This is a genomic window from Rhodanobacter sp. ANJX3, assembly GCF_014200755.1.
Classification (GTDB): Bacteria; Pseudomonadota; Gammaproteobacteria; order Xanthomonadales; family Rhodanobacteraceae; genus Rhodanobacter.
On record NZ_JACHCM010000007.1, the window covers coordinates 1 to 23,963 of the forward strand.

21 protein-coding genes are annotated in these 23,963 nt (G+C 62.7%); 12 read left to right on the forward strand and 9 right to left on the reverse strand.

What is annotated here, in order from left to right; all coding sequences use genetic code 11:
- Positions 1-161: 161 nt before the first annotated feature.
- Complete coding sequence (locus HDE76_RS17235) at positions 162-704, reverse strand: DUF2127 domain-containing protein (protein WP_184509346.1); 543 nt, start codon at positions 702-704, stop codon at positions 162-164.
- 173 nt (positions 705-877) lie between these two features.
- Between HDE76_RS17235 and iadA the strand changes: the two genes are divergently transcribed.
- The 6 genes from iadA to HDE76_RS17265 all read left to right on the forward strand — a co-directional run bounded on the left by iadA (position 878) and on the right by HDE76_RS17265 (position 9,974).
- Positions 878-2,044: a beta-aspartyl-peptidase gene (gene iadA, locus HDE76_RS17240; protein WP_221262467.1), complete on the forward strand. Its 1,167-nt coding sequence runs from the start codon at positions 878-880 to the stop codon at positions 2,042-2,044.
- A gap of 139 nt (positions 2,045-2,183) precedes the next feature.
- Complete coding sequence (locus tag HDE76_RS17245) at positions 2,184-3,032, forward strand: cyanophycinase (protein WP_184509350.1); 849 nt, start codon at positions 2,184-2,186, stop codon at positions 3,030-3,032.
- Positions 3,033-3,089: 57 nt separating this feature from the next.
- Positions 3,090-5,885, forward strand: a complete 2,796-nt coding sequence (gene cphA, locus HDE76_RS17250) for a cyanophycin synthetase (protein WP_184509352.1) — start codon at positions 3,090-3,092, stop codon at positions 5,883-5,885.
- Positions 5,886-5,888: 3 nt separating this feature from the next.
- On the forward strand, positions 5,889-7,718 hold the full coding sequence (locus HDE76_RS17255; RefSeq protein WP_184509354.1) for a Mur ligase family protein: 1,830 nt from the start codon (positions 5,889-5,891) through the stop codon (positions 7,716-7,718).
- A 225-nt stretch (positions 7,719-7,943) separates the two neighbouring features.
- Positions 7,944-8,789, forward strand: coding sequence for a MoxR family ATPase (locus HDE76_RS17260; protein ID WP_184509356.1), 846 nt, complete (start codon positions 7,944-7,946; stop codon positions 8,787-8,789).
- A gap of 12 nt (positions 8,790-8,801) precedes the next feature.
- Positions 8,802-9,974 carry a VWA domain-containing protein gene (locus HDE76_RS17265; protein ID WP_184509358.1) on the forward strand — a complete coding sequence of 391 codons (1,173 nt, stop codon included), beginning with the start codon at positions 8,802-8,804 and terminating at the stop codon, positions 9,972-9,974.
- A gap of 82 nt (positions 9,975-10,056) precedes the next feature.
- Here the strand turns inward: HDE76_RS17265 and HDE76_RS17270 are convergent, their stop codons facing one another.
- Both HDE76_RS17270 and HDE76_RS17275 read right to left on the reverse strand, forming a co-directional pair.
- Entirely contained in the window at positions 10,057-10,266 is a 210-nt protein-coding gene (locus HDE76_RS17270; RefSeq protein ID WP_184509360.1) for a YbdD/YjiX family protein, read from the reverse strand.
- Positions 10,263-12,347: a carbon starvation CstA family protein gene (locus HDE76_RS17275; RefSeq protein WP_184509532.1), complete on the reverse strand. Its 2,085-nt coding sequence runs from the start codon at positions 12,345-12,347 to the stop codon at positions 10,263-10,265. The genes HDE76_RS17270 and HDE76_RS17275 overlap by 4 nt, the downstream gene beginning before the upstream one ends.
- A 359-nt stretch (positions 12,348-12,706) precedes the next feature.
- On the opposite strand from HDE76_RS17275, the gene def reads away from it, so the two are divergent.
- The 5 genes from def to HDE76_RS17300 all read left to right on the forward strand — a co-directional run bounded on the left by def (position 12,707) and on the right by HDE76_RS17300 (position 15,953).
- Positions 12,707-13,243 (forward strand): peptide deformylase, encoded by a 537-nt coding sequence (gene def, locus HDE76_RS17280; RefSeq protein ID WP_184509362.1) that lies wholly within the window; start codon positions 12,707-12,709, stop codon positions 13,241-13,243.
- Complete coding sequence (locus HDE76_RS17285) at positions 13,236-13,520, forward strand: DUF427 domain-containing protein (protein WP_184509364.1); 285 nt, start codon at positions 13,236-13,238, stop codon at positions 13,518-13,520. Before def ends, HDE76_RS17285 begins: the two co-directional genes overlap by 8 nt.
- Positions 13,521-13,602: 82 nt before the next feature.
- A complete protein-coding gene (locus HDE76_RS17290) occupies positions 13,603-14,352 on the forward strand; it encodes a queuosine precursor transporter (RefSeq protein WP_184509366.1) in 750 nt (249 codons plus the stop codon).
- Positions 14,345-15,529, forward strand: coding sequence for an acyltransferase (locus tag HDE76_RS17295; protein WP_184509368.1), 1,185 nt, complete (start codon positions 14,345-14,347; stop codon positions 15,527-15,529). Before HDE76_RS17290 ends, HDE76_RS17295 begins: the two co-directional genes overlap by 8 nt.
- A 37-nt stretch (positions 15,530-15,566) precedes the next feature.
- Positions 15,567-15,953: a hypothetical protein gene (locus tag HDE76_RS17300; protein WP_184509370.1), complete on the forward strand. Its 387-nt coding sequence runs from the start codon at positions 15,567-15,569 to the stop codon at positions 15,951-15,953.
- A 364-nt stretch (positions 15,954-16,317) separates the two neighbouring features.
- Here HDE76_RS17300 and HDE76_RS20825 read toward each other — a convergent pair whose 3' ends face one another.
- The 6 genes from HDE76_RS20825 to ettA form a co-directional block, all read right to left on the reverse strand.
- Positions 16,318-16,893, reverse strand: coding sequence for a hypothetical protein (locus tag HDE76_RS20825; protein ID WP_255481655.1), 576 nt, complete (start codon positions 16,891-16,893; stop codon positions 16,318-16,320).
- Between the two features lie 19 nt (positions 16,894-16,912).
- A complete protein-coding gene (locus tag HDE76_RS17310; RefSeq protein WP_184509372.1) occupies positions 16,913-18,103 on the reverse strand; it encodes a hypothetical protein in 1,191 nt (396 codons plus the stop codon).
- A complete protein-coding gene (locus HDE76_RS17315) occupies positions 18,100-18,600 on the reverse strand; it encodes a hypothetical protein (RefSeq protein WP_184509374.1) in 501 nt (166 codons plus the stop codon). Before HDE76_RS17315 ends, HDE76_RS17310 begins: the two co-directional genes overlap by 4 nt.
- 400 nt (positions 18,601-19,000) lie before the next feature.
- Complete coding sequence (locus HDE76_RS17320) at positions 19,001-19,735, reverse strand: hypothetical protein (protein WP_184509376.1); 735 nt, start codon at positions 19,733-19,735, stop codon at positions 19,001-19,003.
- Positions 19,736-20,069: 334 nt separating this feature from the next.
- Positions 20,070-20,897 (reverse strand): orotidine-5'-phosphate decarboxylase, encoded by an 828-nt coding sequence (gene pyrF, locus HDE76_RS17325; RefSeq protein ID WP_184509378.1) that lies wholly within the window; start codon positions 20,895-20,897, stop codon positions 20,070-20,072.
- Positions 20,898-21,072: 175 nt separating this feature from the next.
- On the reverse strand, positions 21,073-22,734 hold the full coding sequence (gene ettA, locus HDE76_RS17330; protein ID WP_184509380.1) for an energy-dependent translational throttle protein EttA: 1,662 nt from the start codon (positions 22,732-22,734) through the stop codon (positions 21,073-21,075).
- Between the two features lie 259 nt (positions 22,735-22,993).
- On the opposite strand from ettA, the gene HDE76_RS17335 reads away from it, so the two are divergent.
- On the forward strand, positions 22,994-23,962 hold the full coding sequence (locus tag HDE76_RS17335) for a DUF817 domain-containing protein (protein ID WP_184509382.1): 969 nt from the start codon (positions 22,994-22,996) through the stop codon (positions 23,960-23,962).
- Position 23,963: the final 1 nt, after the last annotated feature.

Here is a 23,963-nt window from a genome sequence, read left to right on the forward strand (position 1 = left end):
CAGGGACACAAAAAAATCCGGCCTTCAACAGGTGAAGGCCGGATTCTTGGGACGCCTTGGCTACGATGCAATGCTTAAGTGAACAGCATTACGCCATGGACGGGCTTTTCTCTTTGAACGAGCAATCAGCCTGTTTGGGCCACCCGGCCAAAGCCCTTCCCTCATGCAGCGTTCTTCATCTCTTTGCGCGACTGCAATGCAATGCGCACCAGATAAATCACGATCAGGATATTGGCGATCAGAGCCGCCAGCTTGAGCCAGCTGAAGTGGTGGATGGCCTCATACAACTCGAGCGGAATGAGCGAGCCGGTGGCAAACACCGTGAACCACTCGGCCCAGTATTTGTGCAGCCACAGGCCAATGCCTTCGGTCGCAAAAATCGCCGCATACGCCAGCGCCACCATACCAATGGCCACGAATTTGTTCGGCCCCATGTCTTCCAGCACCTGCACCAGTTTCCATCGCAGGCCGTTGCTGTCGGTCAGCGACAGGTGCTCCATCCAGTGCACCAGATGATCGAAATTCTCGGTCTTATACAGATGGAACGAGGCGATGGCGATCAGGATCAGGCCTACCGTCTTCACCGCCTTGTAGATCGCGATCACCCGCAATCCCACGCCGTGCTGCGACTCACGCCGCGCCTGCTTGGCGGGCGCACGATGGCTGGCATCAGGGGAAGTTTTTGTGCTGGAGGTGTTGGACATGGCGTTAAATCAATGAACCAACGCAGGATTGTGCTGGTTATCCGGTGAATGGTCGATGCAGAACTTTGTCGCGCGGCCCTGTTGGCCGGCTTTTTGGGCTTGGGCTTGGGCTGCCATGCCTGATCCAGCTTGACGCCACCTTCACCGGTCGGCACGCTGCGCGGATGAATCTCATGCTTCTCCGCAACGCGCAGGTTTATGCGCCCGAGCCGCTGGGCCTGCAGCATCTGCTGCTGGGCGGCGGACGCATTCTGTGGATGGGCGCCCAGCTCGCCGATTTGCCGGCCGCACTGTCGGTGGAGACGATCGACCTGCAAGGCCGCCGGCTGATCCCGGGCTTGATCGACTCGCACGTGCACGTGACCGGCGGCGGCGGTGAGGCCGGGTTTCGCACGCGCGTGCCACCACAGGGCATCTCACGCTTTACCCGCGCCGGCATCACCACGGTGGTCGGCCTGCTCGGCACCGACGACGTGGCGCGCGGGCCGCGCGATCTGCTGGCCACCGTTTACGCGCTGCGCGAGGAAGGCTTGAGCGCGCTGGCGTTTACCGGCGGCTATCACGTGCCGCCGCAGACGCTGACCGGCAGCGTGCGCGGCGACCTGGTGTTTATCGAGGCGCTGATCGGCATCGGCGAGCTGGCGATCAGCGATCACCGCTCCAGCCAGCCCACGCTGGATGAGCTGATGCGGCTGGCGTCCGACGCGCACGTGGCCGGGCTGATGACGGGCAAGGCCGGCGTGCTGCATCTGCATCTGGGTGACGGCCTGCGCGGGCTCGATCTGGTGCGTCAGGCGCTGGAAAAAAGCGAGCTGCCGCCGCGCGTGTTCCATCCCACCCACGTCAATCGGCGCAAGGGCCTGTTCGACGAGGCGTTGGCGCTCACCGCCAGCGGCTGCACGATCGACCTCACCGCGTTTCCGGTCGAAGACGGCGAGGACGCGTGGAGCGCCTCCGATGCGCTGCTGCGCTATCTCGACAGCGGCGCGCACGCCGAACGCATCACGGTGAGTTCCGACGCCGGCGGCTGCCTGCCAACTTTTGATGCCAACGGCCACGTGTGCAAGATGGGCGTGGGCGAATCCGGCGCGCTGCTGCAAACCTTGAACGAGGTGATCGCCCGCGGCGTGCCGCTGGAGCGTGCGCTGCCGGCGTTCACGAGCAATCCGGCGCGGCTGCTGCGGCTCGATTCCAAGGGTTATATCGGCGTTGGTGCAGATGCGGATCTGGTGGCACTGGACAGCGCAGGTGCGGCGCACGATGTGATCGCTCGAGGCGTGGTCCACGTGCGCGATGGTCGAATCAAACACCACGGCATGTTCGAGGATACGGCGACATAGCGCGTGGCCCCGGTTCGGGAAGGCGCAGCGGGCACCGTGAACAAATAACAGACGTTCGATGCGTCACGATCGATGGGCTAAACCCCTTAGATTTCCGAGACTCAGAGAGCCCATGAATTCGAATAAAGATGAGAAAGCAATGAGTCCCAGCAGGGTAGTGGAAGGGGAGCAGCGGGGCTGGATCGTGCCGATTGGTGGTGCGGAAGAAAAAGAAAACGATCCGCGGATACTCAAGCGCTTCGTCGAGCTGTGCGGCGGTAAAGACGCGAACCTGGTGGTGATTCCCACGGCCAGCCAGCTGGCCGACACGGGCGATCGCTACCAAAAACTGTTCACCGGCCTGGGTGCGGGTGAAGTCGGCGTGCTCGACTTCGACATGCGCCGCGACACCGAAGAAAAAAATCGGCTGCAGCGGCTCGATCGGGCGACCGGCATCTTCTTTACTGGCGGCAACCAGCTGCGTCTGTCGACTATGCTGGGCGGCACGCCGGTGGCGCAGCGCATTCGTGCGTTGAACGCGCATGGCGTACACGTGGGCGGCACTAGCGCGGGCGCCAGCATTCTCAGCGAACACATGATCGCGTTCGGCAAGGAAGGCCTGTCGCCCACCGCCGGCAGTGTGCGGCTGGCGCCGGGGCTGGGGCTAACCAACCGCTTCATCATCGATCAGCACTTCAGCCAGCGCGATCGCCTGGGTCGGCTGATGGCCGCGCTGGCGTACAACCCTTACGCGGTCGGTATTGGCCTGGACGAGGACACCGCGGCGTTCATCCGCCCGGATAACACCGTGGAAGTGGAAGGCAGCGGCTCGGTCACCGTGCTGGACGCTGGCAACCTGCAGTTCTCCTCGATGGCGCAGGCCGGCGAACACGATCCGGTGTGCATGCTCGGCGTGACCATTCACGTGCTGATTGCCGGTGCTACGTTCAACATGCAGACGCGCCACGCCTCGGCGGGTACGCTGGCCATACCGAAAAAAAGCGAATGAAGTAAAGCCGATCCAGCGAGACCGCCGCCGCCCGTTCAATCTTCAAAAGGAAACCCCATGCGCATTCTGGAACGTTCTGTGTTTGTCGGTCCGTCGCTGTACGCGCATTTTCCGGTGATCCGGCTCACGCTTGATCTGGGCGAGCTGGAGCAGTGGCCGACCGGTCGACTCGGTGCTGCCTTCGTCGACGGCTTGATCGCTGCGTTGCCGGGCCTTGCCGAACACGGCTGCTCGTTTCGCGAGCCGGGCGGCTTTATCCGCCGAATGCGCGAGGGCGACGGCACCTGGCTGGGCCATGTGCTCGAACACGTGGCGATCGAGCTGCAGAACGTGGCCGGTGAAGACGTCACCTTCGGCAAGACCCGCAGCGTCGACAAGCCCGGCGTGTATTCGGTGGTCTACGAGTACGCGCAGAAAGAAGAAGGCATTGCCGCCGGCGAACTGGCGCTGCGTTTGCTCTCGTCCCTCTTGCCCGAAGAACTTCGCACGCGCAACAGCGTGCCCGAAGGCTGGGAATGGCCGAGCGCGCGCGACGAATTCATTCGCTATGCGCAGCGCCGCGCGCTGGGCCCGTCGACCGCCTCGCTGGTGCATGCGGCTGAGAAGCGCGACATTCCCTGGCTGCGCTTGAACGGGCAGTCATTGGTGCAGCTCGGTCACGGCAAATACCAGCAGCGCATCCAGGCCACCGTCACCGGGCGCACGCCACATATCGCGGTGGAGCTGGCCAGCGACAAGGAAGAGACCAACAAGATTCTCGCCACGCTCGGCCTGCCGGTGCCCAAGCAGGAGCTGGTCACGACGGAAGAGGGCGCGCTGCGCGCCGCGCGCCGGCTTGGCGTGCCGGTGGTGACGAAGCCGTTCAACGGCAACCACGGTCGCGGCATCTCGATCCACCTGATGACGGATGAGGAGATCATCGCCGGCTTCAACGAGGCGCGCGAAATTTCGCGCTCGGTGATCGTGGAGAATTTTCTCAGCGGCGACGATCACCGCCTGCTCGTGGTCAACGGTGAACTCGTGGCCGCCACGCGCCGCACGCCCGGTCACGTGATCGGCGACGGCACGCAGACCATCGCGCAGCTGGTCGATGCGGTGAACGCCGATCCGCGCCGTGGCGTCGGCCATGAAAAAGTGCTGACCCGCATCGTGCTCGACGCCCAGGCGGAAATGATGATGGAGCGCATGGGTTACACCGCCGAGTCGGTGCCCAAGGCTGGCGAAACCGTGTTCCTGCGCTCCACCGCCAATCTCTCCACCGGCGGCACCGCGACCGACGTCACCGACGTGATCCACCCCGATAACCGCGACATGGCGGTGCGCGCGATCCGCGCGATCGGCCTCGATGTGGGTGGCGTGGATTTTCTCACCACCGACATCACCGAAAGCTACAAGACCATCGGCGGCGGCATCTGCGAAGTGAACGCGGCGCCGGGTTTCCGCATGCATGTGAGCCCCAGCGAGGGCACGCCGCGGGACGCGGCCGGGCCGGTCATCGACATGCTGTTTCCGCAGGGCACGCCGTCGCGGGTGCCGATCGCAGCCGTGACCGGCACCAACGGCAAGACCACCACCGCGCGCATGCTGGCGCACATCACCAAGATGGCCGGCTATACGCCCGGACTCACCACCACCGACGGCGTGTATATCGACGGCCAGCGCACGGTCGAGGGCGACATGACCGGCCCGGTGTCTGCACGCATGGTCCTGTCCGATCCGCAGATCGATATCGCGATTCTGGAAACCGCCCGCGGCGGCCTCATCCGTGCCGGCATGGGCGTACCCAAGGTCAACGTCGGCGCGGTGCTCAACGTGCAGTCCGACCATCTGGGTTTGAAAGGCATCGACACGCTGGAGCAACTGGCCGAGGTCAAGCGGATCGTCGTGGAAGTGGCGACCGATTGCGCCGTGCTCAACGCCGACGATCCGAACGTGCTGAAGATGTCCGGCTACACCGACGCCAAGGTGATCTGCTACGTCACCATGAATCCCTCGCACGCGCTGGTGCGCGAGCACGTGCGCGCGGGTGGACGCGCGTGCGCGCTGGAGGCGGGCGTCAACGGGTCGATGATCACGCTGTACGACAAGGGCAGCCATATTCCGCTGCTGTGGACGCACCTGATTCCGGCGACCATGGAAGGCCGCGCCCTGCACAACGTGCAGAATGCGATGGTCGCCGCGTCGATGGCGTTCTCGCTCGGCATCAAGCTCGATGCGATCCGCCAGGGCCTGCGCACGTTCGACACCACGTTCTTCCAGGCGCCTGGGCGCATGAACGTGTACAGCGAGCATCCGTTCAAGGTGTTGTTCGACTACGGCCACAACGCGCACGCCGTGTCGGTGATGGCGGATCTGGCGCAGCGGCTCGACGTGAGCGGTCGGCGCATCGTGGTGATCTGCGGCCCGGGCGATCGGCGCGACGAGGATCTGGTCGCCATCGCCAACGCCGTGGCCGGCCGCTTCGACCACTACATCTGCCGCCGCGACGATTCGCTGCGCGGCCGCGACGGCGACGAGGTGCCGCGCATCCTGTCCAGCGCGCTGCAGGCAGCGGGTGTATTAGCTAACGACATCTCCATGATTCCTGACGAGCAAAAGGCCACCGACGCCGCGCTGCGCATGGGCCGCCCGGGCGACCTGCTGCTGATCTTCGCCGACGCGCTGGTGCGCTCGTGGAAGCAGATCGTCAAGTTTCGGCCCGAGGGTGCGCCCGAGGTTCGCGTGGACGCGTCGGTGAGCCCGCCCGCGCCAACGGCGATCGATCCAGGCTTCGATGAAGCGAACTTTGCCGATCTCGGCGACGTGGTGCGCGACGAGCGCGGCGTGCGCTTCTCGCGCGAAAGTGACGACTGATCAATGCCTGCGATTGAACCCAACGATCCGGCCGTCTTTACGGCTGAACTATCCACGCCGGTGTCGTCCGAACCGCTGCCGTTCGAGGACTCGCGCCGCCTCACCGGCATCAATCTGTATTTCGCCGGCACCGGCGCCGTGCTCGAAACGCTGGGCGTGCTGCCGGACGAAACGCTGCGGCACGCCTGGCGCGTGAACGTGTCGCTGGCCCGCGATGCGCTGGGCTGGCCGCACGCGCCGCTGTTCGAGCGGCAGCACGTGGGCGGCGCCGCGCTGGCCTTCGAGGCGCCGATCGATCAGCTCTACAGCGCCACCGAGGTCAACGAGTGGGCGTGGCTGGCTACGCTGGCCGATGCGCTGGCGATGAACGTCGGCCTGCACGCGCCCGGCCATCCGGCCACGTGGGATCGGGATTCGGCCTTCCATACGCTGCGTGCGCTAGCGGCGGCGGAGCGCCGGCCCGGTCTCATCGCTCTGATGCAGGCGGCTGAGGCGAAAGGCCTCGCGGCGCTGGCGGACGACGATGCGGTATCGATCGGCGAAGGCCGCGGCTCGCGCGTCTGGCCGATCGGTCAACTGCCTGCCGTGGGCGACGTGGACTGGCCGTCGCTGCACGATATTCCCGTCGCGGTGGTCACCGGTTCCAACGGCAAGACCACCACGGTGCGCCTGCTGGCCGCGATGGTTCGCGCGCACGGCTGGCACTCCGGGCACAGCTGTACCGACGGCGTATTTATCGATGGCGAAGCGATCGACTCCGGCGATTTCTCCGGCCCCGCCGGCGCGCGCGAAGTGCTGCGCCAGCCGACCGTCGATGCGGCGATTCTGGAAACCGCGCGCGGCGGCATTCTGCGCCGCGGGCTCGCCGTGCGGCACGCTAACGTCGCGGTGGTCACCAACGTCAGCGACGATCACTTCGGCGAATACGGCATCCACACTCTCGACGACCTGGCCCAGGTGAAACTCACCGTGGCCCGTGCGTTGGGCACGACTGGGCTGCTGGTCCTCAACGCCGACGATGCGATGCTGGTGAAGCACGCCGCGACGATCGGCGTACCGCTGGCCTGGTTCGCGTTGGATGAGGCGCACCCGATACTGCAGGCGCATCGCGCGCGCGGCGGCAGCACCTGCGGCGTGCGCGAGGGTCGTTTGTACTTGCACTATCTTGGCGTCGATCACGACCTGGGCAGCGTGGCCGAGATGCCGCTGAGTTTTGCCGGCAGCGCCGCCTATAACGTAGCCAATATATCCGCTGCCGTTCTCGCCGCGATGGCGCTCGGCATCTCCGCCGAAACGATGGTCACGGTGCTGGCCAGCTTCGGCCGCGCGCATGCCGACAACCCCGGTCGACTGCAGCACTGGCAGCTCGGTCGTCTGAAGGTCTTCGTCGATTATGCGCATAATCCCGAAGGACTGCGTGGTCTGCTGGGCGTGGCGAGGAGTGCGAACGAGAATGGTCGTCTCGGACTCGTGCTCGGCCAGGCCGGCAATCGCGAAGATGCCGACATCCGCGAACTGGCGGCGGTCGCCGCCAGCTTCCACCCGCAGCGTGTGGTGCTGAAAGATATCGATGGTTTCATGCGTGGCCGCGTCGCCGGTGAGGTGGCCGATATCCTGCGTGACGAGCTGGTCGTTCGCGGCGTGCCCGCCGACGCCGTGGTCGAGTGCCTCGACGAAATCGACGCCGTCCACGGCCTGCTCGCCTGGGCGCAGGACGGCGACATGCTGGTCTTGCCAACCCACGGCACCCAGGCCCGACAGGCCGTGGTGACGCTGCTGGATCAGCTTCAGGCAACCCATTGGATTGCCGGTTCGACGCTTCCTCAATATTGATCGCCCCGGCTTTTGTAGGTTGGTGATGAGCGAAGCGACTGTGGCGGCAGGGTGCCGGAACGAACATTCGCGAAGCGAATGGCCCGCAGGGCGAGCCGCAGGAGCGGCTCTTAAATCCCAATTTTCCCACCGCCGCGTTGGGATTTGCGTTGCTCATCCCAACCTACGACATGACGCCCGCACGCCTGAGCTACCCTTGTCATCATCTCCATCGATATCCATCCCATGACTTTCCAAAGCACCGACACCTACGTCGCCACCTCTGACCTCAGCCTCGCGGTCAATGCGGCCATCACGCTGCAGCGGCCGCTGCTGATCAAGGGCGAGCCGGGCACGGGCAAGACCCTGCTGGCCGAGGAGCTGGCGCGCTCGCTGCAGACGCGGCTGATCACCTGGCACATCAAGTCCACCACCAAGGCGCAGCAGGGTCTGTACGAATACGACGCGGTGAGCCGCCTGCGCGATTCCCAGCTCGGCGTGGAAGGCGTCAACGACGTGCGCAACTACCTGCGCAAGGGCAAGCTGTGGGAAGCGTTCGAGTCGGGCGAGCGCGTGGTGCTACTGATCGACGAGATCGACAAGGCCGATATCGAGTTTCCGAACGACCTGCTGCAGGAACTCGACCGCATGGAGTTCTACGTCTACGAGACCGACGAAACCATCCGCGCCCGCCATCGCCCGATCATAGTCATCACCTCCAACAACGAGAAAGAACTGCCGGACGCGTTTTTGCGCCGCTGCTTTTTTCATTACATCGTGTTTCCCGATGCGGCGACGCTGGAAAAAATCATCGCCGTGCATTACCCCGATATCGACAAGGCGTTGGTCGACGAAGCGCTGGCGATGTTCTTCCAGCTGCGCGACGTGCCCAACATCAAGAAGAAGCCGTCGACCTCGGAGCTGATCGACTGGCTCAAGCTGCTGCTGGCCGATCGTATCCCCGCATCGGCATTGCGCGAGCGCGATCCAGGCAAGGCGATTCCGCCGCTGTACGGCGCGCTCATCAAGAACGAGCAGGACGTGCAGCTATTGGAGCGGCTCGCCTTTATGCATCGCCGCCAGTCGCGCTGAGGTTGATGGCGCATGTTGATCGGCTTGTTCAATGCCGTACGCGCCGCCGGCGTGCCGGTGAGCCTGCGTGAGCTGCTAGATCTGCACGGCGCGCTGAAGGCGCACGTCGCCTTCGCCGATCAGGAGGATTTCTACGAACTCACCCGCCTGATCTGGGTCAAGGACGAGCGCCACTACGATCGTTTCGATCAGGCCTTCGGCGCATGGTGGCAGGGCGTGGCAAGCCAGCCGCTGACGCCTGACGCCGTGATCCCGGAAGACTGGCTGCGGCGTGACTTCATGCGCCAGCTCAGCGACGAGGAAAAAGCCGCGATCGAAAAGCTCGGCGGCCTCGATGCATTGATGGAAGCCTTTCGCCAGCGTCTGGCCGAGCAGAAAGAGCGCCATGCCGGCGGCAACAAGTGGATCGGCACCGGCGGCAGCAGCCCGTTCGGCTCGGGCGGCTTTCATCCGGAAGGCATTCGCGTGGGGCAGGGCGGCAACCGCAGCGCTGTCAAGGTCTGGGACAAGCGCCAGTTCCGCGGTCTCGCCGACGATGCGGAGCTCGGCGTGCGCAATCTGCAGATGGCCTTGCGCCGGCTGCGCCGCTTTGCGCGGCACGGCGCTCAGGAGGAGTTCGACCTCGGCGGTACCATCGACGCCACCGCACGTGACGCTGGCCTGCTCAACGTGAAGATGCGGCCCGAGCGCCGCAACGCGATCAAGGTATTGCTGCTGCTCGATATCGGCGGCTCGATGGACGACCACATTAACGCCTGCGAGCAGCTGTTCACCGCCGCGCGCGGCGAGTTCAAGCGGCTCACGCATTACTACTTCCACAACTGCGTCTACGAGCGCCTGTGGCAGGGCGACGGCGGCACCTACAGCAACAGCATCAGCACGATGGAGGTGCTGCGCACGCATCCGCCGGATACACGACTGATCTTCGTCGGCGATGCGGCCATGGCACCTTATGAAATTACCCACCCCGGCGGCAGCGTCGAGCACAACAACCCCGAACCCGGCGGCGTCTGGCTACAGCGGCTCGCCGTCAAATTCCCGCGCCTGGCCTGGCTCAACCCGATGCCGCAGGACAGCTGGAACTACACCGTCTCCAATCGCCTGATCACGGAGATCCTCGGCCCGCGCATGTTCGAGCTGACGCCGAAGGGCATCGAGCTGGCGATGCGCGAATTGGTGCGTTGAGGGAGTTGCAGGACGTCTATGGTCGTTGCGCTTTTGGTAGGTTGGGGTTCGCTGGGCTCACCACCAACCTACGCGCGACGAATCAACAACACCGTCCGCCGGTGCCCTTGTATCGCGCAATCTGCCGCTCCCGAAAAAACACTTCGTAACTCGGCACATTGCGTTCGGGATGATGCTGGCGCAGGTGCCGCACGTAGGCCTCGTAATCGGGTACGCCGCAGCACAGGCGGGCGGTTTGCGTGAGACGTTGCCAGCCTCGACGCAATGCGTGGATGAGCGTTGATTGGGTCATCGATGCATCCCCTCATGCGCCACGCTGGCCAGCGCGACATAGGGTTCTTCGTGCGCGCTCGGCGCAGGCGTGTTCCACGCCCTGATCAGTGCATGCAGCGAGAAGCCAAACATGCCGACTATTAGCAGCATGAACAAGCCGGTGAGCGCGGCGTCGACCTGATTGTTGCTGACGATGCGCTGCATCTCGGCGGCGGTCTTGGCCGGCGCCAGCAGATGAGCTTGCTGCGCGGCTAGTGCGTACTTGCTGGCCGCCGCCGTGAAGCTGATCGGCCCGACGAGCTTCTGCCACCCGGCGGTCAGCGTGCAGAGGATCAGCCAAACGGCGGGTAGGCCCGGCACCCACACATAACGCTGACGCTTGAGTTTCACCACCACCACCGTCGCCAGCATCAGCGCAACGGCCGCCAGCATCTGGTTGGCGATGCCGAACAGCGGCCACAGCGTATTGATGCCGCCCAGCGGATCGACCGCACCCTGATACAGAAAATAGCCCCACAGCGACACGCAGATCGCGGTGGCCAGCAGGTTGCCGGTCCACGATTCGGTTGCCTGCAGGGGTTTATGAATCAGCCCCGCGATCTCCTGAATCATGAAGCGGCCCACGCGCGTGCCGGCGTCGACGGTGGTGAGGATGAACAGCGCTTCGAACAGGATCGCGTAGTGGTACCAGAACGCCATCATGCCGCCGCCAGGCAGGATGTTGTGCAGCAGCTGCGCCATGCCGACGGCCAGCGTCGGTGCGCCGCCGGCGCGACTTAGGATGCTGGTTTCGCCGATGTTTTTCGCGGTCTGCAGCAGCTCGTCCGGCGTAATGACGAAACCCATCTGGCTGATCGCAGTGGCCGCACTCTGCACGGTGTTTCCAATCAGCGCGCCCGGCGCGTTCATCGCGAAATACACGCCAGGATGCAGCGACGCTGCGGCAATCAGCGCCATGATCGCCACGAATGCCTCCATCAGCATGCCGCCGTAGCCGATCAGTCGCGCTTCGCCCTCGTTGCCGATCAGTTTGGGCGTGGTGCCCGAGGCGATGATCGCGTGCCAGCCCGACACCGCGCCGCAGGCGATGGTGATGAACAGGAAGGGGAACAGGCCGCCCTGAAACACCGGCCCGCTGCCGTCGATGAACTTCGTCACCGCGGGCATCTGCAGCGTCGGCGCGGCGATGAAGATCGCCAGCGCGAGCAGAGCGATGGTGCCGATCTTCAGAAACGTGCTGAGGTAATCGCGCGGCGCCAGCAGCAGCCACACTGGCAGCACGGAAGCGCAGAAGCCGTAGCCGATCAGCCACCATGCCAGCGCTTTTGCATCGAAGTCGAACAGCGGCGCCAGCGTCGGCGACGCGGCCACGTGCGCGCCGTAGCCGATCGACGCCAGCAGCAGCAGCAGTCCGATCAGCGAACCCTCGAGAATCCGCCCTGGCCGAATCCAGCGTAGATACGTGCCCATCAGCAGCGCGATGGGAATCGTGGCGGCCACGGTAAACGTGCCCCACGGGCTGTGCGTCAGCGCTTTCACCACCACCAGCGCCAGTACGGCCAGCACGATCATCATCAACACCAGCACGCCGAACATCGCCACCACGCCGGGCGCCGGCCCGAGCTCCTCGCGCAGCATGTGGCCGAGCGAGCGCCCGTCGCGACGCAGCGACAGCGCGAGGATCATGAAATCCTGCACCGCGCCGGCAAATACCACGCCGAACAGAATCCACAGCGTGCCGGGCAGGTAGCCCATCTGCGCCGCCAGCACCGGCCCGACTAGCGGCCCCGCGCCCGCGATGGCGGCGAAGTGGTGACCGAACACCACCCACTGGTTGGTCGGCACGTAGTCCAGCCCGTCGTTGCGCAACACGGCCGGCGTCGCGCGCGTGGCGTCCAGCTGCAGCACGAGCCGGGCGAGGAAGCGGCTGTAGAAACGGTAGGCGATGGCGAACACCGCCAGCGACGCCGCGACCAGCCAGATCGCGTTCACCGGCTCGCCACGGCGCAGCGCGACGACGCCAAGACAGGCTGCGCCGACGAAGGCGACCAGCGCCCAGAGCAGGCGGCGGCTTGCCGTCAACGGCACGCCTGCGGGCATGGGGGTGATGCCCTGGGGTATGGGGTCGCGCATGGCAGGCAAATCTCAGGTAACAAGAACTGCAAGAGTCGCCTTGCAGGACGCAGTGGTCAATCCTCGGCATGCCTTGATGCTTTCGAGATCTGGCCTTCAAGCGAAACGTATCGCGCTGGATCGCGTCCGCCATAGGTGCGCTGGCTTGGGGGGCGGGTCGGCTCGCCATACCGGTTGGCAAAAAGCTGCGGACGGCGTGGCGATCACAACGTTTTTTGAACGGTGATGCTGCTTGAGTGGCTACTGAAAAGCCGGCGATTCAGCTTGCATTTGCGCGATCCGACCCTATCCATTCATTAAATAATGTTCCAGACGATGAGGCGGCAATGATTCACGAGATTCTGAGGATGGGCGACGATCGCCTGCTGCGCATTGCGCCGCTGGTGCCGGAAGAGCTGATCGGCAGCGCCGAGCTGGACACGCTGATCGCCGACATGTTCGAGACCATGCACTCGGTCGGCGGCGTGGGCCTGGCGGCGCCGCAGATCGGCGTCGACATGCAGCTGGTGATTTTCGGCTTCGACAGCAGCGAGCGCTATCCCGATGCGCCGGCCGTGCCGCAAACGATCCTGCTCAATCCCGTGATCACGCCGCTGTCGCAGGATATGGAAGAGGGCTGGGAAGGCTGCCTTTCCGTGCCCGGTTTGCGCGGGGCGGTCAGCCGCTACAGCCTGATTCGTTACGAAGGCATCGACCCCAAGGGCGAGCGCATCGAGCGTACCGCCGAAGGTTTTCACGCGCGTGTCGTGCAGCACGAATGCGACCATCTCATCGGTCGTCTGTACCCCTCGCGCATTACTGATTTCAGCAAGTTCGGCTATACCGACGTGCTGTTCCCCGGACAGGAGTTGACCGATGACTAAGCGTGCATTGTGGAAAGGCGTGGTGCTTGCCGAAAGCGACAAGACCGTGGTGGTGGAAAACAACCACTACTTCCCGGCCCAATCGCTGCACAAGGAAAACTTTCGCAGCAGCGATCACCACACGGTCTGCGGCTGGAAAGGCACGGCGAGCTATTACGACGTGGTGGTCGGCGACGAGGTCAATGCCAACGCGGCCTGGTATTACCCGGAGCCGAAAGACGCCGCCAAGGAGATCAAGGATCACGTGGCGTTCTGGCGCGGCGTTGAGGTGGTCTGACCCTCGTCTTTGTCTAAGTTAACGCGCTAGTCCTCGTGCCGCCCCGGGTTATGCTTTAGGCATAACTCTTAGGGGCGACTCGATGACTGTCTCCGACGCTGCGCCGGCTCGTGGTTTTCGCTATTACGACATGCTGGTCGCCGGCATGGTCGCGGTGCTGCTGTGCTCCAACCTGATTGGACCGGCCAAGGTCAGCGTGATCGACCTGCCGTGGATTGGCGCACTCAGTTTTGGTACCGGCAACCTGTTTTTTCCGATCGGCTATATCTTCGGCGACGTCCTGACCGAGGTGTACGGTTACGCGCGGGCACGTCGTGCGATCTGGGCCGGCTTCGGCGCGATGATCTTCGCCACGGTGATGTCGTACGTGGTGATCCACATGCCGCCCAGCGGCGCCGAGCCGTTCAACAAGACCCTGCAGCCTGCCTTGGAAACCGTCTTCGGCGGCACCGCGCGTATCGCCGTGGCCTCGATGATCGGTTACTGGGTTGGTGACTTCGTCAACGCCTTCGTGATGGCCCGTCTGAAGCTGCTGACCAAGGGCAAACACCTGTGGACGCGCACCATCGGTTCCACCGTGTTCGGCCAGGCGTTCGACAGCGTGACCTTCTACCCGATCGCCTTCTACGGCATTTGGGAAAGCACGACTCTGGTCAAGGTGATCGTGTTCAACTGGGTGATGAAGGTGCTGGTCGAAGTGGTGCTGACGCCAGTCACCTACGCGGTGGTGGGCTGGCTCAAGCGCGCTGAAAACGTCGACACCTTCGACTACGGCACGCGCTTCAATCCCTTCAGCCTGAGCGACGAAGGCGGGCAAGCGCCGCATGCGTGAGGCCAATGGGGTGAGCGGGAATGCGTTGATTGCTTCGGCCGACGCAGCGCGGAATACCGGCATCGATCTGCTGCGTGGCCTGGCCATTGTGCTGGTTATCCTCAACCATATCGGCATCCGCATTCCGTTGAAGAAGACGCTGCTGGCCGAGTTTCTGCCGCGCAGTTTTCTGTCCAACCTCAACTACAACGGTTACGAAGCGGTGTTCGTGTTCTTCGTGATCTCGGGCTTTCTTATCGCCGGCAACGCGCTGCGGCGCTGGGGTGATCTTGCGCGCATCGACATCAAGACCTTCTACGCGCTGCGCTTCTCGCGCATCGTGCCGTGCCTGCTGTTGCTGGTGGTCGTGCTCAGCGTGCTGCACGCTCTGAGCGTGCAGGACTATGTCATTGACCGACCGGGCCAGTCGCTGCCGCGCGCCGTTCTCGCCGCGCTCGGCCTGCACCTGAACTGGTACGAGGGCATGACCGGTTACCTGCCGGGCAACTGGGACGTGCTGTGGTCGCTGTCGATCGAGGAGGCGTTCTATATCGGCTTTCCGATCGTCTGCCTGCTGACGCGGCGGGTTTGGATACTGGCGCCGCTGCTGGTGCTCCTAGCGGTGTCGATGCCGTGGACGCACAGCGCGCTGACGGGCAATGAAATCTGGCAGGAAAAAGCCTACCTGCCCGGCATGTCGGCCATCGCGATCGGCATTATCGGCGCCTTGCTGGCGAAGCGCTGGCCGGTGCTGCCGACCGCGCTGACGCGCAGCCTGATCATCGTGGGCTCACTCGGCATGCTCGCGGAAATGTTTGGCGGCCGTCTTCTCTGGCCGCTGATGGGCGACAGCATTCTCTTGCTGCTGACGGTATCGACGATGCTAGTGTTAATTGCCCTGCAGGCGCGGCCCGTATCGACGCTCCGCGGATTCGGCTGGCTGGCATCGTGGGGCAGGCTCAGTTACGAGATCTACCTCAGCCACATGTTCGTGGTGTATGCCGTTGTGCGCGTTTATCGCGCCACCGGCAGCGACATACGCTGGGGATTTCTCTGGTACCTGCTGGCGCTGCCGCTCTGCTGGCGGCTTGGAAAGGCCGTGGCGAGGTTTGTTTCGATACCGTGCGAGCGGGCGTTGCGTGCGCGGCTGGTTGGACGCACCGCAGCATTCGATCCTCGAATGGCTTCCTCTCGGTGAAGAGATACAAGCGCATGCTTCAACTCAAGGATGACCAATGAAACTTCAAATAAGCGTCGCTCTCGCGCTGCTTTTTTCCGTGCCTGCCGCGGGGGCACAGGAAAAGCCGTCTTTACCCTTCAGTGACTGGGGGAGTTGCCCATTCGAGTGCTGCACCTATGGAGACTGGCGTGCCACTAAAGCACTTGATGCCCATCAGGACAGGTCGGACAAGTCGCCTGTCAGCTTTCATATCGCGGCCGGTCAGTCGGTGCGCGCCGTGACGGGTGTCGTTATCACCACAAAGTACGGAGTGACCCAGGTGATGAAGCCGATAAAGCTCGGCTACCTGCGCGATGCGAAAGCGCCCAAACTTTCTCTGGCGGCCGGTGATGTTCTTTACACCTTGCATTACCAAGGTGAAGCGAGCGATCTCTTCTGGTAACACGGCAAAATGTACTCGGATCAGATAGATGTGCCCGATGATTCGTTTGGCGCATCACCCCATGCATCGGCACTCAAGGTTCTCTCAAGGCCGGCATACGAATGGTGGGTGGAAGTGCACAACGCTGGCGGCAACGCGGGGTGGATCAAGCCAGCGCATAATTTCTCGGGTGGAGATGCGTGCGACTAAAAAATGCAGGCGGCAAAAAATCTCCCGCGTGTTCCGCATTGCACGGATGCCAATTGAAGAACCATCGGCATTCTCGTTCTTCAACGCGGCTGCTATTCACGTTCGCGTTGTCTACCTTACGAAACGAAGCATACTTCGGCAGGCTCTGTTATGAGGGACTTCGCCAGATCGTTCGTTACTGCTGAGGCCGAGGCTTTGCTTGCTGATATTGGCGCTTGTCGCCGAATCGCGGGCCGTTTAGATCGGCGTTGACGCACAATCGCCCGCCGCATACCACTGCATCGGATGCAGAGAACGCTTGCAGGGTGGGCAGGGCATCTTTGTAGTTCTGCAGCTGTTCTTTGGCATCGGCCAGCTCGTGCCGGTAGAAGCCCAGCACCATCCAGCTGACGGCGAGACAAAGCAGTAGCAACGCCGCGCCGGATGCAAACCAGAGCCACACCGTCTTGCTCGCGCTGTGCAGCTGGGCTGAAGTGGCCGTTACGGCACAATCGTAGCTCGCGGCGACAGGAGCCATGGCCTGTTTTGCTTCCGCGGCGATCTGCGCGCTCGCGCCACCGACAAGGGTGGCGACTTCGCCGCGGACCTGGGTCACTTCGCTGCGCAGCGAGAGAATCTCCCTGTCGAGGGTCTCGTGCATCCGCATTTCGCGTTGATCTGTTTTGGCGATCATCAGCACGATGGCCTTGGCTGCTTCCACCATGGCCGCCTGTGCTGATGCCAGCGTTTCTTCTTGCCCAGACTTTTCCATAAATGATCAGCTCGCCTGATCAGCGAATCTGTGGTTGCGCGGGCGCTTGCGTTTGCGCCTGCTGTTCCTGCCGCTGGTGTTCGGCGATCAGGTTGTTGCCGGCTTGCGTCAGTCGCTGACCATCCGTCGAATGCTGAAACTGCTGGGCCGCGAGATTGACCTGCGCATCGTTACCGGTTTGCATGGCATGAAAAGCCTTATCCAGTGCCGGATCGCCGAAGGGGCCTCGGGCGGGCTGCGGTGCTGCTTCGACAGGCTTTGCGGAACTCTTGCCCGCGCTCGTATCGGTGTAATGCAGGGTCGTGTTGAGCTGGTTCTTGTCGAGGCTGATTTTCTGCAGATCTACCTCGACCTTGGGCGCGACGTATTTCGGATCGGAGCTGTGGGTAGCCTGGACAGATTTTTCTACGGCATCGACGTAGTTGAGCGCCCACTCGCCGTAATAGTTGTGATAATTCTGATCACCCTTCGGGCCGAGGCCGTTGGGCGGTATCAGGGTCTTGTCGAAGTAATGCTTGCCCATAGCCTCAACATTTTCTTTCGACGCGGACAGATGCATGACGGTATGACCGTTTTTGTCCTTGTCCAAGGTGAGGTCGGGTTTGAGCGTGTAGGTATAGTGCGGTTTCGTCCCGCTGCGATCGATGAAATCCTGCATGCGGAAATGGCTTGCCTCGTAAAAGTCCTTCAATGTCGCTTTTGGATTGTCTTTTTGGATCTGCGAAGCCAGCGCATTGAAGCCGCCGAGATTTGCGGAAGCCTCGTCACGACGATTGGTCTGTATAAGCGTGTCGATCGCTGCGGTGTAGTCGTGCGGGCCCGGCCCCGTGGCCTTATTGTTGACGTCGTTGACGAACTTCGTGGTCGCATCGGCAGTAACGGTGCTGTTGAACGAATGCTGGATCTCATGCCCCATCACGAAAACCAGTTCGGCACGCGCGGATTTGCTGGTTCGGGATGAGTCTAAATAACTTTGCGGCAGCTCCATGCTTTTCGTATCGGGATTGTATGTGCCCCCGGCATGGGCGTTGGCGGGCAGTACGTCGAACCTTCTGAGATGGTCATGCCCGGCCGAATCGAGAAATCGCGCTTTCAGATCCGGCGAGTGATTGAGCAGGTTGCGCAGGTTCTGGCCCGGATGATTCGGATCGGTCGCGGTGCGCTTTTCGAAGTCCGTGAGCATCGCATCGAGTTTTTCGTTGGGGGTCATGGATGGACTCCCTCTGCAGCCATGACTTCGATTGTCAATATCGAGACACAGACGTGCTTCCCATCGCCGCCCGGATTGATGTCAACCGCCACCGGCCCGCGAGTGAAATGGACGGAGGTCAGCCGGCCGTGCTCCGCATAGAAGGGTGACTTCTTGAAGCCGGCATCAGTGAGAAATTTGCTGTAGTCCTCGTAGCTCAGTTTGCAGATTGGCGCCATATCAGCGCCGTCCGTCTTATTATCGAAAGAAAGCTCCAGTCGGGTTGGTTTTGCGCCCCCCGGATCCGTCAACGAACCAAAGCCATACGTCCACTCACCACCGAGATCGCCGCCGAATCCGTAATCGTTAGGATCGTCGGAATTGAACTCCACCTTCACGCCTATCACCTTCTCGATATGCGCCGGCGAGATATCGTCTAAGGTATGAATGGTGTCGATCAGCTTCAGCACGCGGTGGCCGATTTCTTCGGCGGTCAGGGATGACGCAGTGGTAGTCATGGCTTGCTCCTGCGATGGATGAGTAGATGTGGATGGCCCCGGTACGGCTTGTGCCGCGTAGCCTGAGGCGGCGAAGCCAGCGAGCGCCATCCAGATAATTCCTTTTAGGCGACCGTGAGTCGCGTATGACATGGCCCAGCCTCCTTCCGTTGATTGGGAACTCCAGCGTGTGGAGTACGGATAATCCCCGTGTGGCTGGAAATTAGCACACGGAAATACGCTAAGCGTAAAGATTTCCATTGGACCAAAACGTGCGGGTCGAATCGCTGCCAACGCGCCTGGCAACTAGGTTTGGCGCACCCACGGGGTGCTGCCGGTGACTATTCGTTGTGCACTTCTTCATGATCCGGACAGCGTGTCCAAGTGACGTCGAGGCTTGATGCGTTGAGCCATTCGAGCGTTACCGCGGTGACGCTGTCGCAGGTTTTATCACATCGTCTTTTTTCACAGCGTCGCCTGGTTTGTCTTCGCTAGGCAGACGCGAGACGCAGCTGGGGTAGGGCGCTTTTTCGCCAGCGACCTTGTCGCACAGAAACACCGGCATCAGCTGTTGCAGCCGAGCCAGCCAGTGCTGCTCTTCGAAGTTGACACGCGTTTGCTGAGCCGGTCCGCGTTCGGCCCACTGGATCGAGTAATAGTCCTGCGTGCCCTTGACGGCCAGGATCAGGGCAGCCTCGCTGTGCGAGTTGCCGCCTTCGCTGACATTGCCGCAGGCCAGATAGGCCAGTTCGGCAGGATGCCCGTCGATGGGCTGACTTCCCAGGTCGCCGACTGTGATCGTGTCGGGGCAGGCTTTCTTGAAACCATCGGCAATCGTATTGATCAACGCGGCCGGTGATGGTCCAGGATCAGCGGCCACGCCCTGGTAGCCGGTGACTGTAATCATCTGAGTCCACTGTTCGGCTGTTTCTCCATCCAGCACGGCTTCTCGAATATAGGAGTGAGTGCTGGTTTGTTCATTGACCACATGAAAGGCGAGCGGCATCTTGAATGCCACCAGCTGACTGAAAATAGGCGAGATGGCGAGAATGCTTGTCGCTTCTTCACGGTGGCTCGTGGTGTGTGGAAGGTCTGCGGCTGCGACCTGAGTGCTGGTAACGACAAGTAGCGCGAGTAGTGCGGACCGTAAGATCATCGAAATCCCCTGATGCGTGAGTTCTATCCGTGGCGATCGTAGGCATGCGCGCGGCGAGTGCCAGCAAGCGCGGCGTAAGCATGGCGAAAAGCGTAGCAAGCTAGCGCGCTGACGATGTAGGGGAGTGCCCTGCATTGTCGTCAGGACTCTCTTGTGTCGACGCATGCGCGTTCGAGCTTGTAGGCAAATTGCTTCGGTAAACCTGCCAGGGTGATGCGCTTGATGCGGTATCAACGCGCCCGTCTTTGAGCGCCAACCGCACGTGGAATGCCCAGCCAGCAATCCGCAGCGCCGCCTGCAGTTGTAGCGAAACGCAACGCGTGAGCGCAAACGCTCAGCGGTAGCGGTTGATCGTTTCGCGCAATTCCTGCGTCGCTGCACGCGCTGCCTCGGCGAAATCCTCGCCGCTGCTGGCATAGAGAATCGCGCGGGAGGAGTTGATCATCAGGCCGGTGTGATCGACCGTCTGGCCGTAGCGCACGACGGCTTCCACGTCGCCGCCCTGCGCGCCGATGCCCGGGACCAGCAGGGGCATGTCACCGATGATCGCGCGCACTTCGGCCAGTTGTTTGGGCCAGGTGGCGCCGGTGACCAGGGCACAGTTGCCGTTCGTGTTCCAGTCGCGGGCGATGATTTGCGCCACGTGATGATAGAGCGGCTTGGCGATGCCGTCGGCGTCGAGAACGCTTAGATCCTGCAGGTCGGTGGCGCCCGGGTTAGAGGTGTGGCAGAGCAGGATCACGCCCTTGTCGGCGCGATCGAGAAACGGCTGGGCCGAGTCGCGGCCGAGGTAGGGGTTGAGCGTCACGGCGTCGGCGCCGTAACGGTCGAATGCTTCGGTCGCGTAGTGCTGTGCGGTGGAACCGATGTCGCCGCGCTTGGCGTCGAGGATTACCGGCACGCCGGGGTGCCGATCATGAATATGCGCGATCAGTCGCTCCAGCGCATCCTCCGCACGCAGCGCGGCGAAGTGCGCAATCTGCGGCTTGAACGCGCAGGTCAGATCGGCGGTGACGTCGACGATGGCGCGGCAGAAATCGAATACCGCATCGGGCCTATTTTGGAACGCGGCAGGAAACTTGGTCGGCTCCGGATCGAGCCCCACGCAGACGAGCGAGTCGTTGCGTACCCAGGCCTGCCGCAGTGACTGCATGAAATTCATTCGAGTTCCTTTGCACAGGGGCTAGGGACGAGGGGCGAGTTCAAAAGCAGGGGTTGAGAGGCGAGGGCGAGCGGCCGACACTCTTGAGCTCGATTCAGACGTTCTTGCCTGTGAGCGCAAGTTTCCACCTCGCATTTAATCTGGAGCTTGCGCCCCGCCCCTCGCCCCTGCCGGATCAAGCCAGCTTCTTGTACTTCACACGGTGCGGCCTTGCGCCTTCTTCGCCAAGGCGACGTTTCTTGTCCGCTTCGTATTCGTTGTAGTTGCCGGGGAAGAACTCGACGTGCGAGTCGCCTTCGAACGCGATGATGTGCGTAGCGATGCGGTCGAGGAACCAGCGGTCATGCGAGATCACCATCGCGCAGCCGGGGAACTCGAGCATGGCGTCTTCCAGCGCTCGCAGCGTCTCGACGTCAAGATCGTTGGACGGCTCATCGAGCAGCAACACGTTGCCGCCCTGCATCAGGGTCTTGGCCAGGTGCAGACGTCCGCGCTCACCGCCGGAGAGCGAGCCCACCAGCTTCTGCTGATCGGTGCCCTTGAAGTTGAACCGGCCGATGTACGCACGCGACTGCAGTTCGTACCTGCCGATGGTGATGATGTCGGCGCCGCCGGAGACTTCCTGCCACACGTTCTTCTTCGCATCAAGGTTGTCGCGCGACTGGTCGACGTAGGCCAACTGGACGGTGTGGCCAAGCTTCACTTCGCCCTTGTCCGGCGTTTCCTGGCCGATGATCAGCTTGAACAGGGTCGACTTGCCGGCGCCGTTGGGGCCGATCACGCCGACGATGGCGCCCGGTGGCACTTTGAACGATACGTCGTCGATCAGCAGCTTGTCGCCGAACGACTTGCTGACGTTCTTGAACTCGATCACTTCCTGGCCCAGGCGCTCGCCCGGCGGAATGTACAGTTCGTTGGTTTCGTTGCGCTTCTGGTACTCGACCGAGTTCAGCTCCTCGAAGCGGTTGATACGCGCCTTGCCCTTGGACTGGCGGCCCTTGGCGGCCGAGCGTACCCACTCCAGCTCGCGCGCCAGCGCTTTCTGACGTCCCTTTTCGGCGGCCTCTTCGCGGGCCAGACGCTCGCCCTTCTGTTCCAGCCACTCGGTGTAGTTGCCCTTCCACGGAATGCCGCGGCCGCGATCGAGTTCCAGAATCCACTCCGCCGCGTTGTCGAGGAAGTAGCGGTCATGCGTCACCGCTACCACGGTGCCGGTGTAGTCGTGCAGAAACTTTTCCAGCCAGTCGACCGACTCGGCGTCCAGATGGTTGGTCGGCTCGTCGAGCAGCAGCATGTCGGGCTTGGACAGCAGCAGACGGCACAGCGCCACGCGGCGCTTCTCGCCGCCGGACAGCGGCCCGATCTTGGCGTCCCACGGCGGCAGGCGCAGCGCGTCGGCGGCGACTTCCAACTGGCGCTCGAGCGCATGCGCGTCGTTGGCGGCGAGCAGGTTTTCCAGCTCCTGCTGCTCTTTGGCCAGCTTGTCGAAATCGGCGCCTTCCTCGGCGTATTCGGCGTAGACCTCTTCCAGCCGCTTCTGCGCGTCCAGAATTTCGGAGACGCCTTCCTCGACCGCCTCGCGCACGGTCTTTTCTGGGTCAAGCTGCGGCTCCTGCGCCAAGTAACCGATCTTGGTGCCGGGGTTGGCGCGCGCCTCACCCTGGAAGTCGGTATCCACGCCGGCCATGATCTTCAGCACGGTGGACTTGCCGGCGCCGTTGACGCCGAGCAGGCCGATCTTGGCGCCGGGGAAGAAGGACAGCGAGATGTCCTTGATGATCTGGCGCTTCGGGGGAACGATCTTGCTCACCCCGTTCATGGTGTAGATGTACTGCATGCAGCCTCCGTAGGCTTACCGCGCCGCCCTGAGCGGGCAACATGTCAAAAAGAGTTTGTCTAGCCGCCTATTATAGCGGCTTGTGGTGAGCGGACGTTGACGATTGGCGCCTTTTGGGCGTTATTCGCCGCTATGGCGCCGCGCGTCAAGCCAGCTGCGTTGCCTTGCTGCCATCTGCCCGCCAATTGCCTCGGAAACGCTGTGCCGTAGCCATGACGGCAGGCGATCCTCGACGGATCCGCGGTCAGAACCTATTCCCATGAACTTCAAATCTATCGCGCTGCCCTGGCACCGCATCAGCTGTCTGGACTGGCAGCTGGGTAAGCGCGCGCATCGGCGTGGGCGTGTGGCGGTATTCGCCTATGAGTTTGTCTGCTTTGGCATCAAACAGGCCTCGGCCTGCCTGTTCGGCGGACTGATGGTGGCCTTGCTTGTCGCCACGTGGCGCTGGTACCCGGCCGATGCGCCGTTGGTACGCTACGACTTTCTCACGCTGGCAGCGCTGGCGATCCAGCTGGTGCTGCTGGCCACACGGCTCGAAAGCGTGGAGGAGGCAAAGGTCATTCTGCTGTTTCACCTGGTCGGCACCGTGATGGAGGTGTTCAAGACATCGGTGGGCTCATGGGCGTATCCGGAGCCATCGTTGCTACGGATCGGCGGCGTGCCTCTGTTCACCGGCTTTATGTACGGCTCGATCGGCAGCTATATCGCGAGTGCCTGGCGCCTGTTCGATTTCCGTTTTACCCGGCACCCGCCGCTGCGGGCGACGGGAGTGCTGGCGTGCGCGATTTACGTCAATTTTTTCAGTCACCATTTCCTGCCTGACATGCGGCCGCTGCTTTTTGCCGTGGTGGCATGGCTGTTCGGGCCCTGCTGGGTGCATTACCGCATTCGCCGGGTGCACCGCCGCATGCCGCTGCTGCTGGGGTTCATACTGGTAGCGCTGTTTATCTGGCTGGCAGAGAACATCGGCACCTATAGCAAAACATGGCTTTATCCAGCCCAGCGCCAGGGCTGGCAACTGGTGCCGCCAGGCAAGTTGGGTGCATGGCTGCTTTTGATGAACATCAGTTATGTCATGGTCTGTATGGTGCGCCGGCCGGTGTCCCTAAAGCCGCACCAGCCCGCCCGGCAGTGGCCGCAAACCCCCGGCAGCGCTACACTTTCAGGCTGGTTACGCGGATATAGCCCGCGCCCTCCACCCCGCTCCCCACCCGCCGAGGCCTAGA

Bases quoted from the DNA above. Each gene is read 5' to 3' on its own strand.
- HDE76_RS17235 (WP_184509346.1), bottom strand. From the start codon at position 704: ATGTCCAACACCTCCAGCACAAAAACTTCCCCTGATGCCAGCCATCGT.
- iadA (WP_221262467.1), top strand. From the start codon at position 878: ATGCTTCTCCGCAACGCGCAGGTTTATGCGCCCGAGCCGCTGGGCCTG.
- HDE76_RS17245 (WP_184509350.1), top strand. From the start codon at position 2,184: ATGAGTCCCAGCAGGGTAGTGGAAGGGGAGCAGCGGGGCTGGATCGTG.
- cphA (WP_184509352.1), top strand. From the start codon at position 3,090: ATGCGCATTCTGGAACGTTCTGTGTTTGTCGGTCCGTCGCTGTACGCG.
- HDE76_RS17255 (WP_184509354.1), top strand. From the start codon at position 5,889: ATGCCTGCGATTGAACCCAACGATCCGGCCGTCTTTACGGCTGAACTA.
- HDE76_RS17260 (WP_184509356.1), top strand. From the start codon at position 7,944: ATGACTTTCCAAAGCACCGACACCTACGTCGCCACCTCTGACCTCAGC.
- HDE76_RS17265 (WP_184509358.1), top strand. From the start codon at position 8,802: ATGTTGATCGGCTTGTTCAATGCCGTACGCGCCGCCGGCGTGCCGGTG.
- HDE76_RS17270 (WP_184509360.1), bottom strand. From the start codon at position 10,266: ATGACCCAATCAACGCTCATCCACGCATTGCGTCGAGGCTGGCAACGT.
- HDE76_RS17275 (WP_184509532.1), bottom strand. From the start codon at position 12,347: ATGCCCGCAGGCGTGCCGTTGACGGCAAGCCGCCGCCTGCTCTGGGCG.
- def (WP_184509362.1), top strand. From the start codon at position 12,707: ATGATTCACGAGATTCTGAGGATGGGCGACGATCGCCTGCTGCGCATT.
- HDE76_RS17285 (WP_184509364.1), top strand. From the start codon at position 13,236: ATGACTAAGCGTGCATTGTGGAAAGGCGTGGTGCTTGCCGAAAGCGAC.
- HDE76_RS17290 (WP_184509366.1), top strand. From the start codon at position 13,603: ATGACTGTCTCCGACGCTGCGCCGGCTCGTGGTTTTCGCTATTACGAC.
- HDE76_RS17295 (WP_184509368.1), top strand. From the start codon at position 14,345: ATGCGTGAGGCCAATGGGGTGAGCGGGAATGCGTTGATTGCTTCGGCC.
- HDE76_RS17300 (WP_184509370.1), top strand. From the start codon at position 15,567: ATGAAACTTCAAATAAGCGTCGCTCTCGCGCTGCTTTTTTCCGTGCCT.
- HDE76_RS20825 (WP_255481655.1), bottom strand. From the start codon at position 16,893: ATGGAAAAGTCTGGGCAAGAAGAAACGCTGGCATCAGCACAGGCGGCC.
- HDE76_RS17310 (WP_184509372.1), bottom strand. From the start codon at position 18,103: ATGACCCCCAACGAAAAACTCGATGCGATGCTCACGGACTTCGAAAAG.
- HDE76_RS17315 (WP_184509374.1), bottom strand. From the start codon at position 18,600: ATGACTACCACTGCGTCATCCCTGACCGCCGAAGAAATCGGCCACCGC.
- HDE76_RS17320 (WP_184509376.1), bottom strand. From the start codon at position 19,735: ATGATCTTACGGTCCGCACTACTCGCGCTACTTGTCGTTACCAGCACT.
- pyrF (WP_184509378.1), bottom strand. From the start codon at position 20,897: ATGAATTTCATGCAGTCACTGCGGCAGGCCTGGGTACGCAACGACTCG.
- ettA (WP_184509380.1), bottom strand. From the start codon at position 22,734: ATGCAGTACATCTACACCATGAACGGGGTGAGCAAGATCGTTCCCCCG.
- HDE76_RS17335 (WP_184509382.1), top strand. From the start codon at position 22,994: ATGAACTTCAAATCTATCGCGCTGCCCTGGCACCGCATCAGCTGTCTG.